Origin of the sequence: Pseudoclavibacter sp. RFBG4 (genome assembly GCF_002931515.1) — a bacterium.
Lineage (GTDB): Bacteria > Actinomycetota > Actinomycetes > Actinomycetales > Microbacteriaceae > Pseudoclavibacter.
In genome coordinates this window covers 12,740-29,878 of sequence record NZ_PSYC01000004.1, presented here as the reverse complement: position 1 = coordinate 29,878, position 17,139 = coordinate 12,740, and the positions used below count along the sequence as shown (strand labels likewise).

At 68.2% G+C, this 17,139-nt stretch carries 11 protein-coding genes; 4 read left to right on the top strand and 7 right to left on the bottom strand.

What is annotated here, in order from left to right:
- Positions 1-56: 56 nt before the first annotated feature.
- Genes C5E10_RS01165 through C5E10_RS01155 form a run of 3 tightly spaced genes read right to left on the bottom strand, consistent with a single transcriptional unit; the run spans position 57 to position 2,448 of the window.
- The gene (locus tag C5E10_RS01165) at positions 57-1,187 is read right to left on the bottom strand and encodes a zinc-binding dehydrogenase (protein ID WP_104330078.1); all 1,131 of its coding nucleotides are present in this window, start codon (positions 1,185-1,187) and stop codon (positions 57-59) included.
- Entirely contained in the window at positions 1,184-1,633 is a 450-nt protein-coding gene (locus C5E10_RS01160; protein ID WP_104330077.1) for a zinc ribbon domain-containing protein, read from the bottom strand. The genes C5E10_RS01165 and C5E10_RS01160 overlap by 4 nt, the downstream gene beginning before the upstream one ends.
- Positions 1,630-2,448: an N-acyl homoserine lactonase family protein gene (locus tag C5E10_RS01155; protein ID WP_104330076.1), complete on the bottom strand. Its 819-nt coding sequence runs from the start codon at positions 2,446-2,448 to the stop codon at positions 1,630-1,632. The genes C5E10_RS01160 and C5E10_RS01155 overlap by 4 nt, the downstream gene beginning before the upstream one ends.
- Before the next feature lie 214 nt (positions 2,449-2,662).
- Here C5E10_RS01155 and C5E10_RS01150 point away from each other — a divergent pair, with 214 nt between their 5' ends.
- Together C5E10_RS01150 and C5E10_RS01145 are read left to right on the top strand one after the other, a co-directional pair.
- On the top strand, positions 2,663-3,829 hold the full coding sequence (locus C5E10_RS01150; protein ID WP_104330075.1) for an acyl-CoA dehydrogenase family protein: 1,167 nt from the start codon (positions 2,663-2,665) through the stop codon (positions 3,827-3,829).
- Between the two features lie 55 nt (positions 3,830-3,884).
- The gene (locus C5E10_RS01145; RefSeq protein WP_104330074.1) at positions 3,885-4,994 is read left to right on the top strand and encodes an alcohol dehydrogenase catalytic domain-containing protein; all 1,110 of its coding nucleotides are present in this window, start codon (positions 3,885-3,887) and stop codon (positions 4,992-4,994) included.
- Positions 4,995-5,318: 324 nt separating this feature from the next.
- Here the strand turns inward: C5E10_RS01145 and C5E10_RS01140 are convergent, their stop codons facing one another.
- The 3 genes from C5E10_RS01140 to C5E10_RS01130 form a co-directional block, all read right to left on the bottom strand.
- A complete protein-coding gene (locus C5E10_RS01140) occupies positions 5,319-6,521 on the bottom strand; it encodes a hypothetical protein (RefSeq protein ID WP_104330073.1) in 1,203 nt (400 codons plus the stop codon).
- Between the two features lie 102 nt (positions 6,522-6,623).
- A complete protein-coding gene (locus C5E10_RS01135; protein ID WP_104330072.1) occupies positions 6,624-7,151 on the bottom strand; it encodes a hypothetical protein in 528 nt (175 codons plus the stop codon).
- A 263-nt stretch (positions 7,152-7,414) separates the two neighbouring features.
- Positions 7,415-9,586, bottom strand: a complete 2,172-nt coding sequence (locus C5E10_RS01130) for an ATP-dependent Clp protease ATP-binding subunit (RefSeq protein WP_104330071.1) — start codon at positions 9,584-9,586, stop codon at positions 7,415-7,417.
- 188 nt (positions 9,587-9,774) lie between these two features.
- Here C5E10_RS01130 and C5E10_RS01125 point away from each other — a divergent pair, with 188 nt between their 5' ends.
- On the top strand, positions 9,775-10,326 hold the full coding sequence (locus C5E10_RS01125) for a methylated-DNA--[protein]-cysteine S-methyltransferase (RefSeq protein WP_104330070.1): 552 nt from the start codon (positions 9,775-9,777) through the stop codon (positions 10,324-10,326).
- Between the two features lie 3 nt (positions 10,327-10,329).
- Here the strand turns inward: C5E10_RS01125 and C5E10_RS01120 are convergent, their stop codons facing one another.
- Entirely contained in the window at positions 10,330-11,418 is a 1,089-nt protein-coding gene (locus C5E10_RS01120) for a substrate-binding domain-containing protein (RefSeq protein WP_104330089.1), read from the bottom strand.
- 240 nt (positions 11,419-11,658) lie between these two features.
- Here C5E10_RS01120 and C5E10_RS18765 point away from each other — a divergent pair, with 240 nt between their 5' ends.
- Entirely contained in the window at positions 11,659-17,061 is a 5,403-nt protein-coding gene (locus C5E10_RS18765) for a fibronectin type III domain-containing protein (RefSeq protein WP_146080114.1), read from the top strand.
- Positions 17,062-17,139: the final 78 nt, after the last annotated feature.

Below are 17,139 nucleotides of genomic sequence, written 5' to 3'. Positions count from 1 at the left end.
GCTGGTCTGGAATCACTGCTGGTCGTCGGCGGATGTCGATGGGTTAGCGCCGGTGATCAGTCGTCGATGACGATGCCGGCGCGGGTCACCTGCCGCGACTCTGCGGCGGCGAGGGCCTCTGGCACCTGGTCGAGGGTGTAGTCGGCGTCCACGAGCGACTCCCACGGGAACTGCGGGGTCGCCTCGATGAAGCGCACGGCCTTGCCGAGCACCTCGAGCGGGTAGCGGATGGCGGCGCGGATCTGCACGCCGGTCCGGGTGAAGAGGCCGGGGTCGAAGTCCGTGTACTTGTTCGGAGAGATGTTGCCGATCTCGACGACGATGCCGCCGGACCTCGCCGACCGCACCGACTCCGAGAACGCGGACGGCACGCCGGTGAGGTCGATCACGACGTCACCGCCCCCGCTCGTCGCGTCGCGGACGAGCTGCACGCGTGCCGCGCCGTCAGCGGCCTGCGAGAGATCGATCGTGTGGTGGGCGCCGAAGTCCTTGACCTTCTCGAGGCGGCTCGGCGTCATCTCCGCCACGTAGACCTCCGCCCCAAGCACCGAGGCGACGGCGGAGGCGCAGACGCCGAGCCCACCTGCGCCGAAGATGACGACCTTGTCTCCGTAGGAGACCTCCCCGAGGAGGCACCCGTAGTAGACCTGCGACAGGGCGCAGTTGGCCGAGGAGGCAGCCTTCGAGGTGACGCCGTCCGGCACCTTGTACACGGCCTGGTTCGGGCCCACCGCGTAGTGCGTGCCGAACGTGCCGAAGAAGTGCGGGGCCTCGTCGGCCTGCTTCGACCATCCCGTGTAGGCGTTGCGGCAGATGTTGCCGTGCCCGTTGTTGCACTCGGGACAGCGGCGGCATGCCTGGAAGTACGTGGCCACGACTCGGTCTCCCACGGCGAGCGGCTCCCCCGCGAAGTCGGTCGTGACGCCGTCTCCGAGGGCGGCGACTCGGCCGACGCCCTCGTGTCCCATGACGCAGCCGGGTCGAACCAGCGGGTGGCTGCCGTGCAGGATGTGCACATCGGAGCCGCACACGTTGGCGCGGATCATGGACAGCACGACCCCGCCCGGCACGGGGGAGGGCACCTCGTAGGACCGGGACGCGGTGCGGTCGATGTCGTCGAGGATCGTCGTCGTGCCGTGCGCCTGCTGCGCATCGGTCTGGGCGTGCGTGGAAGCTGTCGCAGTCATGCTCCGGCCCCTCTCCTGGTGGCTGTGCTCGCCGTCGAGGCTCGCGATTCCGATGCGCGAGCTGCGGCGGCCGTCGCGGAGGCGACCGATGCGCCGATGTCGTCGCCCGCACGCAGCGGGCGTCCCTGGAAGATCCCCTCGTGGGCGAGGATCGGGCGCCGGTCACCGGCGAGCTCCGGGTACTTGGCCTCGAGCTTCTCGCGCTTCTCGATCTTGGAGCGCCAGTGGGCGACCGCTTCGGGGCGGCCGCGATCGATGCCCTGCCAGCTGTGCGGCATCTCGGCGCGGCTGGGTCCTGCGTCGGCGGCGCCCCCGATGCGCACCGCGGAGGGGACACGGCTGGTCGCCGTCCCGCATCCGGGGCAGGCGGGGTTGTCGGCCAGCATCGACTCGATGCCGGCCTCGAAGCGATGCCCTTCCTGGCAGCGGAAGTCGTAGAGGATCATGAGTAGAACCCGTTCGGCGCGAAGGTGAGCTCCTTCTTCTGCTCTTCGTCGTGGCCGAAGATCACCTGGGCGTCGGTCTCCTGAGCGATGCGGCGGAGCTTCTCGACCGACTCGAGCCACGCGAGGTTGTTCCACACGATGGCCGCGCCGACCGCGGGCGGCCCCCAGGAGTCGGCGAGGTAGACGGCATCCGAGGTGAAGATCTTCGTGCCGTCGTTGGGCAGATCGACCTTGAGCGACATGGTTCCCCACGTGTGGCCCGGCGTCTGGATGACGCTGACGCCCGGCAGGATCTCGTCGTCACCGGCGATACCGCCGATGTTGAGGCCCTTGAAGTCGTCAGGGATGTGCGCACCCTGGTTGTACCCGGTGATGGTGGCGACTCCGTCGAGCTCGGCCTGGCTCGTGACGATGCGGGTCTTGCCGTTGTCGAACATCTTGGCGTTGGCGGCGTGGTCGAAGTGCAGGTGCGAGAGCACGAGGATGTCGATGTCGTCCGGGGTGAGCTCGAGCTGCTTGAGGCTGGAGTCGAGGTAGCCGGTGTCTGCCTGCGGGTCGTCGATGACGGGGAAGAACTCGTCGAAGCCGGTCGGGGCCCAGTGCTCAGCCCAGTTGCGTGGGACGCCGGTGTCCCAGAGGATGCGCCCGTCCGGGTGGTCGATGAGCACGGCGTGCGTCGGCACCTGACCCCATGCGCGTTCGTCGTGTCGGTGGTCGCGGGTCTTGATGACCCTGCCTGGCTTGAGCAGCAGCCAGGTGAGGTCGGCTTCCATGGTTCCTGACTCCAGGATGTGGAGCTTGATGTCGTTCGTCACGTGCCATCTCCTTTGATTGGCCCAGCGGGGGAAGGCGCTCGGGCTCTGGGTGGCGAGCGTGAGGAGCGCTTCCCGATTACCGTAAGCGAATATATTCAAGGGGTCAATACCTTGTAGCCCGCTCTCAGCCTTGCTATGTTGGCGATCATCCGAAAAATATTTGACGGCCTGTCGCCCTATTGCGAGTGCCGCCCCTGATCGAAGGAGAGCAGCTGTGACAAGCCGGACTGCCAGCGACGACAGAACAGCCCTGCGTGCGCGCACTGAAGCGGTCTGCGACGAATTCGACGACGCCTACTGGCGTGAGACCGACCGCGAGCGCCGCTATCCGCAGGAATTCGTCGACGCCATGGGAGCTGCCGGCCTGCTCTCCGTCATGATCCCCCGCGAGTACGGCGGTGGCGGCTACGGCATCGACGCCGCCACGGGCGTCATGGAGGCGATCAACCGCTCCGGAGGACACTCCGCCGCCTGCCACGCGCAGATGTACACGATGGCCGCGCTGCTGCGGCACGGCACCGACGAGCAGAAGGACCGCTACCTCCCCGGCATCGCAGACGGCAGCATCCGCCTCCAGGCGTTCTCGATCACCGAGGACGCCGGCTCGGACACCCTCGCCATCACGACCACGGCGACCCCCGACGGCGACAGCTATGTGATCGACGGCCACAAGACCTGGACGAGCCGGTTCGAGGAGTCCGACCTCGCACTCGTGCTCACCCGCACCTCCGAGACCCCGAAGGGAACCACGGACGGCCTCACGCTGTTCCTGCTCGACCTTCGCGAGATCCGCGCACAGCAGCCGGACGCCCTGCTCGTCACCCCCGTGCGCACCATGTTCAACTACGCCACAAACCAGGTCACCTACCGAAGCGTCCGCGTGCCCGCCGACGCGGTCATCGGACGAGTCGGCAACGGCTTCCGGCACGTGCTCGACGGATGGAACGCCGAGCGCATCCTGCTCGCCTCCGAAGCCATCGGCGACGGCTATTGGTTCATCGAGCGCGCCGTCTCCTACGCCAAGTCCCGCCACGTGTTCGGACGCGCCATCGGCACCAACCAGGGCGTCCAGTTCCCCATCGCCGACGCCTACATGAAGGTTCGCGCGGCCGAGCTCATGCGGGACGAGGCGACCGCACGCTTCGATGCGGGTGAGCCCGCCGGCGCGGAGGCGAACATGGCGAAGCTGCTGAGCTCCGAAGCGTCCTGGGCAGCCGCCAACATGTGCCTCGACACGCACGGGGGCTACGGATTCGTCGACGAATACGACGTCGAACGCAAGTTCCGGGAGACTCGGATGTTCTCCGTCGCCCCCATCAACAACAACCTGGTCCGCAGCTTCGTCGCCACGAAGGTGCTCGGGCTGCCGAAATCGTACTGAACCGAGCCCACCCCGGGCCGCAGCATCCACCGCATGTATCGACGAAGGAGTCAGCATGAACATCCAGGGAGCAGTCCTCGAGGAGATCGGCCTGCCGCGGCCGTACTCGGAGTCGAAGCCGTTGAAGGTCGTCGAGCTGGAACTCGACGATCCGGGACCCGACGAGGTCCTGATCCGCATCAGGGCGGCAGGGCTCTGCCACTCCGACCTGTCCGTCGTCGATGGGAACCGGGTACGGCCGACGCCCATGCTGCTCGGCCATGAGGCTTCGGGCATCGTGGAGAAGGTGGGTTCGAGCGTCACCGACCTCGAGATCGGCGAGCAGGTGACGACCGTCTTCCTCCCCCGCTGCGGTGAGTGCGACAACTGCAAGACCGACGGGAAGCTGCCGTGCACCCCCGGCAGCGTCGCCAACAACGCCGGTTACCTTGTCGGCGAGCACTTCCGGCTGCACCGCGACGGGAAGGACATCTTCCACCACGTCGGCGTCTCCGGATTCGCGACGCACGCGGTGCTCAACCGCCAGTCGGTGGTGCCCATCGGGCATGACGTGCCGCCGGAGATCGCCGCCGTGCTCGGCTGCGCGGTGCTCACCGGTGGCGGCGCCGTCATCAACGCGGGCAAGCCGCAGGACGGCGACACCGTGATGATCGTCGGCCTGGGCGGCGTCGGGATGGCGGCCCTCCTCACGGCCGTCTCGCTGGAGAAGGGCAAGGTCATCGGCGTGGACGCGAACCCCGAGAAGCTCACCCGCGCCCTGGAGCTTGGCGCGAGCGAGGTCTACACGCCAGCAGAACTCGCCGAGAACGGCGTGAAAGCCCCCATCGTCATCGAGGCAGCTGGCCATCCTCGCGCCTTCGAGACCGCAGTCGCCGCCACCGGTGTCGGCGGCACGACGGTCACGGTCGGCTTGCCCTCACCGGATGCGCGTTCATCGATCGCTCCGCTCGGGCTCACCGGAGAGGCCCGGACCATCGTGGGCTCCTACCTGGGATCGGCAGTCCCGGCTCGCGATATTCCCGTCTACGCGCAGCTCTGGCGCGACGGCAAGCTGCCCGTCGAGGAGCTCATCTCGGGACGCATCCGGCTGTCGGAGATCAACGATTCCCTCGACAAGCTCGCCGACGGGCAGGCCGTGCGACAGGTCATCATCTTCGACGAGTAGACCGATCGCCGACTGGCTCCCAACGGGGCGAGCCCCAGAGCTGACTTGTGGTCGTCAACCCTCAAGGTTGACGACCACAACTCAGCCCTCGGCGCCTGGGGCCGGGGGCCCGGGGCCGCGCCTCGCGCAGCATGCTGCGCTCCAGCACCCACGGAATCCGCGCGACTCCAACCCGGATGCTGCAGGGCCCCGCGAACCGCAGGGCTGACTTATGGTCGTCAACCCTCGCGGTTGACGACCACAAGTCAACTCTCGGCGTTCAGGGGGACGCGGGCGTCGGGCGCCGGGCGCAGCGCGGCGGGCGCCGGCCCGAGGGGTTTCGCGTCACTCCGACCGAGGCGCAGGCGCGGGTGCGGGTGCGGGCTGGAGAGCCTCCGCGGCGGCCACGAGGTCGGGGTGCCCCGCGAGCCCTCGGGCCCCGTGCATCGAATACGTCGCCATCATGATCGCGACCGGCACGTGATCGCCGACGAGCATCAAGGGCTCCGCCCCCTCGAACTGCAGCACCAGCGACCGCTCGCGCAACGACGGGTAGCTCGCGACGACCCCCGAATACCAGAACGACAGCCACCGCCCGCCCGCGAAGCAGATCAGCCGCTGGTTCGAGACCAGGACCCTCGCCGTCTGCCACTCTCGCCACTGCTCCGCGGCTTCTCGCTCAGCGCTCGACCGGGCGGATGCGTTGCCGAGTGCGTTCACGGCGAGCCCGGCCGCGACGAAGGCCGGGCTGCCGAAGAAGAAACCCGAGGTGGTGGAGTAGCTGACGTCTCGCCCGTAGTAGCGGGCGTAGGTCGCCGGTGCATCCTGGAAGAACACCTCGTCCGGTGAAGCGCGGAAGTCCCACACTTCGACGGTCTGCGGGATGCGCTGCTCGAGCAGCTCATCCCTGAAGCGAAGGGCGGCCGTGAGTCGGTCGTGGGAGTACCTCTGCGCGTCGAGCCGCTCGCGCTCCCGGCTCGTGTACTTGCCGCGGCGGTGCCTGCTCTCGCGGCGATTCTCGGCAGCCCCTCGGAAGGACGCGCGGCCCAGGCCGAAGAGGAGGAGGACCGCGAAGAGCGTGCACGCCCAGAAGAGCAGTGAGAAGCCGAGCCCCGTGAAGGAGCGGCCGACCTCGTCACCCGATGACGGAGCTCCCTCGAACCCGGAGAGCACCAGGGAGACGATGGCCGCGATGACCACGAACACGGCCCCGAGGACGAGCAGCGGCACGAGCCAGCGCCCTCGCCGCTTCCACCGCTCGGCATCGGCGCCATCGCCGTGATTCCGGGCTGCCCAGCGTCGCTCTACAGCGTGCAGGAGGTCGACTCGGACGACGTACGTCGCCAGGATCACCAGGGCGAGCAGCGCGGCGGGGAGGAGCAGGAAGTACGCGAGCGTGGCGAAGCTGAACGCGAGCCCGTCTGCCGATTGGGCTGCGTGGAGGCGTTCAAGCGACTGGGGTGCAGCGCCCAGCCCGAACCCGACCAGGGCGACGAGCAGCCCGAGCCAGATGAAGCGACCGACCTGTGCGCCCCGTTTCGTCGTCATGACGCAAACGTATGTCGATCCGCCGACGTTCGGCCAGGTCAGTCCTCCCCCGCTCGACCCAAAAGCGAAAGCACCACCAGGGTGCGGGATCGCGGACAAGGGTCAGGCGGTGACGCCCACCTCGCCGGTCGCGGTCGCGTCCGCGACGGCGCGCCTGCTGGCGCGGGCTCCGAGGGTGCCGCGGAACCACAGCGCGCCCGCGACCGCGAGGCAGACGATGAAGGCTCCGAGTGCACTCACGACAGGCACGAGCGCCTCGCTCGGTCCTGCCACGAACGGCATGAAGGCGACGACGAAGAAGGCGATGACGGCGACGGCCGGCGAGAAGAGCAGCGGCAGCGTCCAGGTCTTGAAGAGCGGCGTCTCGCGGAGCGCGATCCACCCGAACGTGGTGCCGACGGCGTACACGGCGTAGGCGATGAGGCCGACGATGAACGCGAGGAGCACAAGCGGCACGAGCGTGCCGAGGAAGAACTGGTAGGCGTCGCGTCCAAACAGCACCATGACGTCATCGCTCGCGACGGGCGCGGACGTGAGCCGCCGCAGCGAGAGGGCGATGACGCCGACGATGCCGAGCACGGCGACGACGGGCGCGGCGATGAGTGGCAGTATCCAGCGCAGGTGCTCCATGCCGCTCAAGATAAGCGCGGTTGCGGATGCACGCGGCGAGCGACGCGCCCGAGTTACCCACCAGAGACCTCCCGGCCCCGTCACCCTGCCTCCTCACGGGGCGCACCCTGGGGCTCCCCCTGCGTTTCTCAGGGCGCTCACCCGCGCTCAGGAGTGAGCCAGATGCAGGCTCCCCCGGACAGGAACCTGCATCTGGCTCACTCTTCTGACGCTGGGAGTGCCGCTGGGACTCACACTGACTCCAACGCCAAGCGCCAGACGCCCTACTCGATAGCCGCGGTGTGCGGGGTCGTGGACTGCACGTTGAGGGACTCGCCGTCGCTCGCCACGACGACGGAGATCGTGTCGCCGTCGCGGACCGTGCCCGCGAGGAGTGCCCTCGCGAGGCGGTCGTCGATCTCGCGCTGCATGAGTCGACGCAGCGGCCTGGCCCCGTAGATGGGATCGTAGCCTCGCTCGGCGAGCCAGGCCCTGGCGTCGTCGTCGACCTTGATCGTGAGGCGACGCTCGCCGAGCCTGCGCTGCAGCCGGTCGATGTACAGCGCCACGATCTGCGCCAGCTCATCCTGCGAGAGGGCGCTGAACACGACGATGTCGTCGAGTCGGTTCACGAACTCGGGCTTGAACGAGTGCCGGACGGCAGCCATGACGCTCTCCTCCCGATCCTCGGGGGTGAGGAGCGGGTCGATGAGGTACTGCGAGCCGAGGTTCGAGGTGAGGATCAGGATGACGTTGCGGAAGTCGACCGTGCGTCCCTGGCCGTCGGTGAGGCGCCCGTCGTCGAGCACCTGCAGGAGGATGTCGAAGACCTCGGGATGCGCCTTCTCGACCTCGTCGAACAGCACGACCGAGTATGGCCTGCGCCTGACGGCCTCGGTGAGCTGCCCGCCCTGCTCGTAGCCGACGTATCCGGGAGGGGCGCCGACGAGCCGGGCGACGGAGTGCTTCTCCCCGTACTCGGACATGTCGATGCGGATCATGGCCTTCTCGTCGTCGAAGAGCAGCTCCGCGAGCGCTCGCGCGAGCTCCGTCTTCCCGACTCCGGTGGGGCCCAGGAAGAGGAAGGAGCCCGTGGGGCGGTCGGGGTCTGCGATGCCCGCACGCGTGCGGCGGATCGCATCCGCGACCGTCGCCGCCGCCTTCTCCTGCCCGACGAGTCGCTTGCCGAGTTCGGCCTCGAGGTGGAGGAGCTTCTCCATCTCGCCCTGCAGCAGCCTGCCGACCGGGATGCCGGTCCACGCGGCCACTACCCCAGCGATGTCCTCGGCCGTGACGTGGTCATTGACGAGCTTGGGCCCGCCGCCTTCCGTGGCCTCAGCCTCGTGCAGCTGCTTCTGGATGCCGGGGAGCTCCCCGTAGAGCAGCCGGGAGGCGAGCTCGAGGTTGCCCTCGCGCTGCGCACGGTCGGCGCGCACGCGGATGTTGTCGAGCTCCTCGCGGAGCTCGCCGATGCGGTTGAGGGATGCCCGCTCGATGCTCCAGCGTTCCTTCAGCTCACCGAGGCGCGCGTTCTTCGTGTCGAGGTCGGCACGGAGCGTGGCGAGGCGCTGCCGGGAGGCGTCGTCGTGCTCCTTCTTGAGCGCGAGCTCCTCGAGGCGGAGACGGTCGACCTGCCGCTGGAGGGTGTCGACCTCCACCGGCGATGAGTCGATCTCCATGCGCAGGCGCGAGGCAGCCTCGTCGATGAGGTCGATCGCCTTGTCCGGCAGCTTCCGGCCCGTGATGTAGCGGTTCGAGAGCGCGGCGGCGGCGACGAGCGCCTGGTCGGCGATCGACACCTTGTGGTGCGCTTCGTACCGCTCCTTCAGGCCGCGGAGGATCGCGATCGAGTCTTCGACGCTGGGCTCGCCGACGAACACCTGCTGGAAGCGTCGCTCGAGCGCCGCATCCGATTCGATGAACTGGCGGTACTCGTCGAGTGTTGTCGCGCCGATGAGGCGCAGCTCGCCGCGAGCGAGCATGGGCTTCAGCATGTTCGCTGCCGAGATGCTCGACTCTCCGCCGCCAGCACCCATGAGGGTGTGGAGCTCGTCGATGAACGTGATGATGCGCCCGTCGGATTCGGTGATCTCCTTGAGGACGGCCTTGAGCCGCTCCTCGAAGTCGCCGCGGTACTTGGCACCCGCGATGAGCGCGGACATGTCGAGGCTGACGAGCTCCTTGTCCTTGAGGGATTCGGCGACGTCGCCGGCGACGATGCGCTGGGCGAGGCCCTCGACGACCGAGGTCTTCCCGACGCCGGGCTCGCCGATGAGCACTGGGTTGTTCTTGGTGCGCCGGGTCAGCACCTGGCTAACGCGTCGGATCTCGGCGTCGCGGCCGATGACCGGGTCGAGCTTGCCCGAGCGGGCGATGTCGGTGAGGTTGATTCCGTACTGTTCGAGTGCGCTCTTGGCCTCTTCGTCTGGTGCCTGAGCGCCTTGCATGTTTGCCATGGGGCTCCTTCGTGAAAGTTGCTTCCGACCCAGATGGATCAAGAGTTGAGTCGGTATGACTCAAGTTTAGATTGGAGGCCGCCGTATTACCACCCAAAGCTGGGTGACACAGCCAACTCCCAGCGCAACCTCGACGCCCCCGCACTGCCTCTGACCAGGACTTCTCTCGACGTGGCAGAGTTCCTGTCATGCCTGGAGCACCCGAAGAGAGCCCACTCGACGTCGGCGCGATCCGCATCGGCAGCGTCGAGCTGCTCGGCGAGCGATTCTCGATCATCAAGGCCGGCTCGTCGGAGGCCGTGCGCGCCTCAGGATTCGGGAGCCCGAACTCGCTCGCGTACTCGGTCTTCGGCCGCCGATCCGAGCTCCTCGAGGTGCAGGAGCTCGATGACGCCGACGCCGCACTCGCCGCCGTCCGAGCCTTCGATGACGGCGACCCGTCGCTCCTTCCCGCCATCGACGTCCACCAGGACGGCACCGAGCTGCGCCGCGCCATGTGGAGGGCGACCAGGCTCGTCGAACCCGGCACCCTCGCGAGCTACGGCGACGTCGCGGCCATCGCCGGGCATCCACGCGCCGCCCGCGCCGCCGCGAGCGCGTGCGGCGCCTGCCTCGTGGGCCTCTTCGTGCCCGTGCACCGCATCGTCCGAGCCAGCGGCAAGCTCGCGGGGCACGCCGACGACATCGCCGTCCGGCAGGCGCTCATCGACCACGAACGGGCGATGGGGATGCGCGGCTGACGGTCAGGAGAGCGTCGCGGTCGAGCTCCGAGCGTGCAGAACGGGGAGGACACGGGTGCGCTGCACCGGTCGACGGGGACCCTCCTCGAGGCGCGACACCATCGTCTCGACGGCCAGCCGCCCGATGTGCTGCTTGGGAGGACGCAGCGCCGTGATGGGCGGCTCGGCGTTCTGCGCCACCTCGTCGTCGTAGGCGATGACGGCAAGGTCGTCGGGGATCGACCAGCCGTGATCGCGGGCGTACTGCTGCACGAGCACCGCTTGAGGGTCGGAGTGGATGAGCAGGGCCGTCGCAGATGCTCGGCGGCAATCATCGAGCACTCGAGCGATGAACGCCTCCCTCGACTGCCCGTCCATGTCGTCGAGGTTCGCGTCGACGTCGACCACCGATTCGAGGCCGAACTCCGTGACGGCACCGCTCCATCCCTGCCGGAGCTGCGCGGAGGTCGGGGAGCCGGTCGAGGTGAGGATGCCGACCCGGCGATGCCCGAGCGACGCGAGATGGTCGGCGGCGAGGGAGCCGCCGAAGACGTGGTCCGTGGTGACCCATTCGAGGCTCGTGAGCGCGGCGACGGAGGAGGCGTGGCGCTCAGCGAGCACGACGGGCACCGGGAGGGACTCCAGCCAGTGCAGCAGCGCCCGCCCGTCTGCACCGCCCGTCTCCGGTGCGGCGATGATGCCGTGGAGGCCGCCCGATTCGACGAGGGAGGAGATCTGCCTGCGCTGATCATCGACGGAATAGCTGGCACCCCTGAGCACGAGCTGCACACCGAGGTCAGTGGCCGCGGCCCGCGCGCCGACGATCACCTGCGGCCAGTAATAGCTGAGTGACGGGGTGACCATGCCGACCCTGAATCGAATCGCGGTCGCCTGTGCGGCGACCGATGGCACCGAGGTGTCGAGGCGACTCCGCAGCGTCGCGCCGCCGTGGACTCTGGTCAGGAGACCGCGATCGGAGAGGTGCGTGATGTCACGGCGGATCGTGAGCTCGGACACCTCGAGCTGCTGCGCGAGCGCGGCGACGCGGACGGATCCTGCCCGCCGCAGTTCGTTGAGGATCCGCTCTCGACGCAGGAGACCGAACGGCGGCATGTCGTCCACGAATCCGAGCGTACAGACATGTTCGTATCGCGTCGAGCATGAACGGTTCTGTTCGTTTTGCTGGCCTTTTCTCCGACCCCACTTCAAGATCAGCTCGGAAGCACACAGTCGTGCCCGCCGCGCACTCGACGAACGAGCCCGCGCGGACAGCGCACAGAACGGAGAGCGCACATGCCTCAGGACCATCGGCTCGGTCGAGTCACGAGCACGAGCAGGGTCCGCAGGCGGCGGATGAGTCTGGCATTCATCGCGGCCACGGCGGTGGCGATGATCGCGCCGGTTCTCGTCGCCCCCACGTCCGCCCAGGCCGCGGGATCGGATCCCGTCTCCGTGACCGTGGACGGCGCAGACGTCGCGGCAGCCGCAGAGAACGTGAACGGCCTCACGTTCAAGGGCTTCGGCGTGCTCACCGCCAACTCGACGAGCGCTCTGCTCCTCGACTACAAGGCGCAGCATCCGGAGAAGTACTGGGAGCTGATCGAGACGCTGTTCGGGGGCGACCGCCCGATCATGAACACCATCAAGATCGAGATGGGCAACGACCGCAACACCTCCACCGGGCCGAACGCAGCCACGATGCGCACTCGCGACGAGTACCCGAACGTGCAGCGCGAGCCCGGCTTCCAGCTCGCGGCCGACGCGCAGCTCGTCGCGCACGCCGACGTGCACGTCAGCATCCTGCGCTGGAATCGGCCGGCCTGGGCCACCACGCACGCCGCCCAGTACATCTGGTTCAAGAACACCGTGCTCGCCGCGTACCGCGAATACGGCATCATGGTCGACTCCATCAACCCGGATGCCAACGAGACGAGCAACCCCGAGGTCCAGCTCTACAAGGACTTCTCCGGCTGGCTCCGCGGCGACGACAAGGGCTACGAGAGTGCGAGTGCGGGCGACCCGAACAGCGGCTTCGCCTCGGATCAGGAACGGGACCTCTACCGATCCATCGAGACGGTCGCCGCCGACACGGTTGGGACTCCGCCGGTGTCCTTCGGCAACCAGATGACGTCCCCGAGCGACTCCTCGCTGCGTGACGCCGTCGACATCGTGGGCTTCCACTACTCGAGCGCCGACGACAACGCCGGCAACCTCAAGAAGGTTGCCGAGGAGTTGGACAAGGAGGTCTGGAACTCGGAGGGCCAGTCCACGTTCTCCAACTCGGCGGACCGGCCGAACAACACCAACAGCGACGAGCGGGGCGGAACGGGCACCGAATTCGGCGGCCCGAACAGCGCCCTCGAGATGGGCAACTGGGTCACGACCGGATTCGACGAGTCCCGACGCACCCTCAACATCTTCCAGCCCGCGATCGGCTCGTTCTACGACGGGTTCCAGTACTCCTCCAAGGAGCTCGTGAGCGCGCGCGACCCGTGGTCCGGCTGGCTGTACTACGACGGTGGCCTCGCGATGATCGAGCAGTTCACGAAGTTCGCGAAGCTCGGCTGGGAGAACGACGACAACACCGCTGGAATCTGGCGGGCGATCCCCCAGGCATCCGACAGCGAGCTGGGGAAGGGCAATCCGCCGAGCGGCGCCCGCCTCGGTGGCGCGTCCTTCACGACCCTGGCGGCACCCGACGCCAGCGACTTCTCGACCGTCATCATCAACGACAGCAGCTTCACGAAGACCTACCGCATCACAGCCAAGAACATGGAGCTCGGGGCCGACCGCACGGCCGAGCTCTGGGAGACGCGCGCCGCGGATGACGGCCAGGCCTACAACGACAACTACCTCACCCCCATCGGCGAGATCTCGCCGGATGGGGACGGGCTCTACACCGTCGAGGTCAAGCCCTGGTCGTCGCTGACCCTCACGACGCTCGACCAGGCGACAGCAGCAGCCGACGGCAGCCTCACGCCCAGGGACGGCTACGCCAGCTCGCTGCCGACATCCCCCGAATACACCGACCAGGACGGGGGCCGCGACGTTCTCGACACCGACCCGACCGGCGCCCAGAACGGTGTCACCGATGACGAGGTCCTGTACGCCGACGACTTCGAGTACGCCGGGGCGGGCAACATCAGCGGCTACGACCCGGCCACCGGAGCGCTGGTGGATTCCGGAGCGTCGTTCCTGGACAGCCGCGGCGCCAAGCAGAAGCCGAGCGGAACCCCAGCGCTGCAGCCGGAGGACCAGGGCGTGACCCCGCGCTACACCAATGACACCAACGGCGCATTCGAGTCGGTTGCCACATCAGATGCGACGCACGGCCGGGTGCTCAGGCAGCAGGTCGGCCCTGGCATGGCCGGCGGCGCGTGGAACAGCGGCGACCCCAAGACGACGATCGGTGACGCCCGGTGGGCGAACTACACCGTCTCGACCGACGTGCTCTTCGAGGCAGAGGGAGCGCAGTACGCCACCATCGGCGCCAGAGAGCAGGGCGGCACGGCGAACGGGCAGAACGTCTCGGCAGCCGAGCTCAGGGTCGAGCCCACCGGCGCGTGGACCTTCAGCCGCTACGGCACGACGCTCGCGAGCGGCACCGTGGCGGGCAACGCGGAGGTTGCGTTCAATGCTGGTGCCGGCGTCTGGAACAGCATCGCCGTGACCGTCGCAGGCGACACCTCCACTGCCTCGATCAACGGCGTGCAGATCGCGTCGCACACGGATGCCGCGCCGCAGGCCGCGGGGCGCATCCAACTCGGGTCCAGCTTCAACTTCGTGCAGTTCGACAACCTGCGGATCCAGACGCTGCCCGGATACACGCCCTACTACACGCAGATCATCGACGGGATGCATCAGAGCAGCTGGTCGAACACGTCGACCCCGGTGCTCGAGTTCGACGCCAGCTGGAGCCACGTCAACGGACAGGGCATGTTCGAGTGGCAGCGAACCGCATCCAAGAGCACGGCCAAGGGAGCCGCACTGAGCTACTCCTTCACCGGAACGGGCTTGGACATCATCGGCGCCAACCCCGGCACGGCGACGCTCGATGTCGAGGTGGACGGGATCCCCGTCGCGCTCGCAGCTCCAACGTGGAGCGCAGGCAGCGCCCGAACGACCTTCACGCTCCGCGGGCTCGAGAACGGCGCCCACACAGTGGTCATCAGGACCGCCAACGACAGCGCACTCAACGTCGACTCTGTCGCCACGATCAGTGCGGTCGCCGACTCCGCGCGCGTCGACACGGGAGCACTCACCGAGGCCGTCTCCGCCGTCGCGCAGCTCGTCGAGGCAGACTACGGACCCGAGTCGTGGGCCCCGTTCGCTGCCGCACGGACGGCCGCGCAGGCCGCGGTCGCCGACCCGGTCGGCTACGGACTCGACGTCGAGGGCGCCACAGCCCTCGAACGGCGCCTCGCCTCCGCGGCGGACGCGCTCACCCCCAAGGATGTGAGCGCCGACGTGACGGACCTCGGCTCCCTGGCCATCACGACCGCCCAACGTGCCCTGCCCGGCACGCTCCTCCTCTCGGGCACCGAGGAAGAGGTCATCTGGACTGCCGCATCGAACGCCAGCGCCACGTCCACCGGCGAGCTCGCGAGCTTCGCCGCCAGCGGTCGAACCTCGGAGAAGACCGCAGCCGGCGTCTACCAGCGCTTCTCGGCGACGGTGCTCGTCGTGCCCGCCGATCTCGACTACTTCATCGACTCCGGCTCGAGCGGTTCGGAGGCAGGCTCCGCGCATGCGGCCGCGGCGGGCGTCTCGCCTGAGCTCCGCAACGAGACCGCCGACCAGAAGTGGGACGGCACCGCCGCGGGCAGCACCTGGGGGTACTCGACCGCAGCGACCACGCTCGCGAGCGGAACAGCCCAGGACTGGGGTTCCTCCTACATCGGCGCCGATTTCAACAAGCCGGTCACCTACCACCTGACCCTCCCCGCCGGCTCCTACAACGTCGTCGGGGTTCAGGCGCCCCGTGCGGGACTCACGACGAACCTCTCCGCGAAGCTCACGGCGAACGGCGAGACCGTCTCGAAGACGGCGACCTCGACAGGGTCGGCGACGCCGATCGCGCAGACGCTCACCCTCGATGAGGAAGCGGTCGTCGAGCTGGAGTTCGGCACCAATGGAACGAGCGGCTACAACGCCCGACTCGCACTCGTCTACGTGCAGACGCTGCCCCGCGACCTCGGCGTGCAGGGCGTGCTCGACACCGACGATCCGCTCCCGAGCACGGTGAAGGTCGCCGACACCGAGCGTGCCGTCACCTGGGAGCCCGCCGCCCACGAGCAGCCACGCACCGAATACGAGACGATCACCGCCAACGGACGCCTCGACGAAAGCGACGCACCGGTCGTCGCGCAGTTCGAGATCGTGCCACCAGGGCTCGTGTACTTCATCGACGCCGGAACCGACGGCGCCGACTCGCCCCAGTACGCGGCCGTGTCAGCCGCCGTCGATGGACTGCGCAACGACAAGGTCGACCAGGTCTCCACATCCGCCACGCAATGGGGACACATCTCTGACGGGATGAAGCTCAAGACCGGGACCGATATCAAGGACAAGTACTCGACGGGGCTCTACCAGGACACCACCAAGCTGAGCTACCGGCTCCCACTCGAGGCTGGCACCTACACGCTGACCGGCGGCTTCACCGAGTGGTGGAACCTCAGCAGGACCATGTACCAGACCGTGTCGGTCGACGGCACGGAACTCGCGAAGGGAAGCATCCCCCTCTCCGGCTCAACACCCAAGCTCTCCGCCGGCCTGACCTTCACGCTCTCGGAGGCAGCGACGGTCGACTACCTCGTGACCAACGAGGGCGCTGGCGGCGAGAAGCCGGTCATCTCCTGGCTGGCCGTCGCCGACGAGACGCTGCCCGGGACTCCGCAGAACGCCGTCGCGACGCAGGAGAGCGACACCTCCATCGCCGTCTCCTGGGACGACCTCGCCAACCCCGGTGCGGGCTTCGCGGGCTACCGCGTCTACGAGGCAGGGGAATCGGAACCGGTGTGTGAAACCACCGAGACGAGATGCACCGTCACCGGACTCGCTCCAGGCTCGACCCACTCCTACGAGGTGACCGGCGTCAACGCCTCCGGCGAGAGCCCCCGCTCGGCGGCGACCGCACCTGTGACGCTGCCGGAGGCGCCGACGGACGACGGCGCGACGAAGGCTCCAGGAAAGGGAGTGCTCTCCTCCAACGACGGCTGGAACACCGGTCTCCGAGACGGCGAGTTCCAGCTGACGATGAATCTGTGGTGGGGGGAGAACGGCTCCGTCTTCCGGCTCTACCAGGACGGCCAGCTGGTCAGCACGACACCGCTCAGCACGAACTCGCCAGCTGCACAGTCAGCCGTCGTCGACATCGCCGGCCTGGCGAACGGAACCTACGTCTTCACCGGCGAGCTGGTGAACTCGAAGGGAACGACGGCAACCGAGTCGCTCACGGTGACGGTGACGAACGCCTCCCCCGGCGCCCCGTCCCTCTCCTCGGACAACTGGGACGGCGACGGCACCTACACCGTGACGGCGAACCTCTGGTGGGGCACGAACGCCACCGCCTACCGCTTCCTCGAGAACGGGGTCGAGGTCGGCAACGGCGAGCTCACCGCTGCGAGCCCCGCCGCCCAGAAGGCGACGCTGCAGGTCGAGGGCAAGGCACCGGGGCAGTACGCCTACACGGTCGAGTTGATCAACGCCGCAGGCACCACCGTGAGCACAACCCACGAAGTCTCGGTCACGAAGTAGCTGCACGCGCCGAGCGCGCCTGGCATCATTCGCTTCACTGCCGATCCTGCTCTGGATTGGCCCCATGACTCTCGGCAG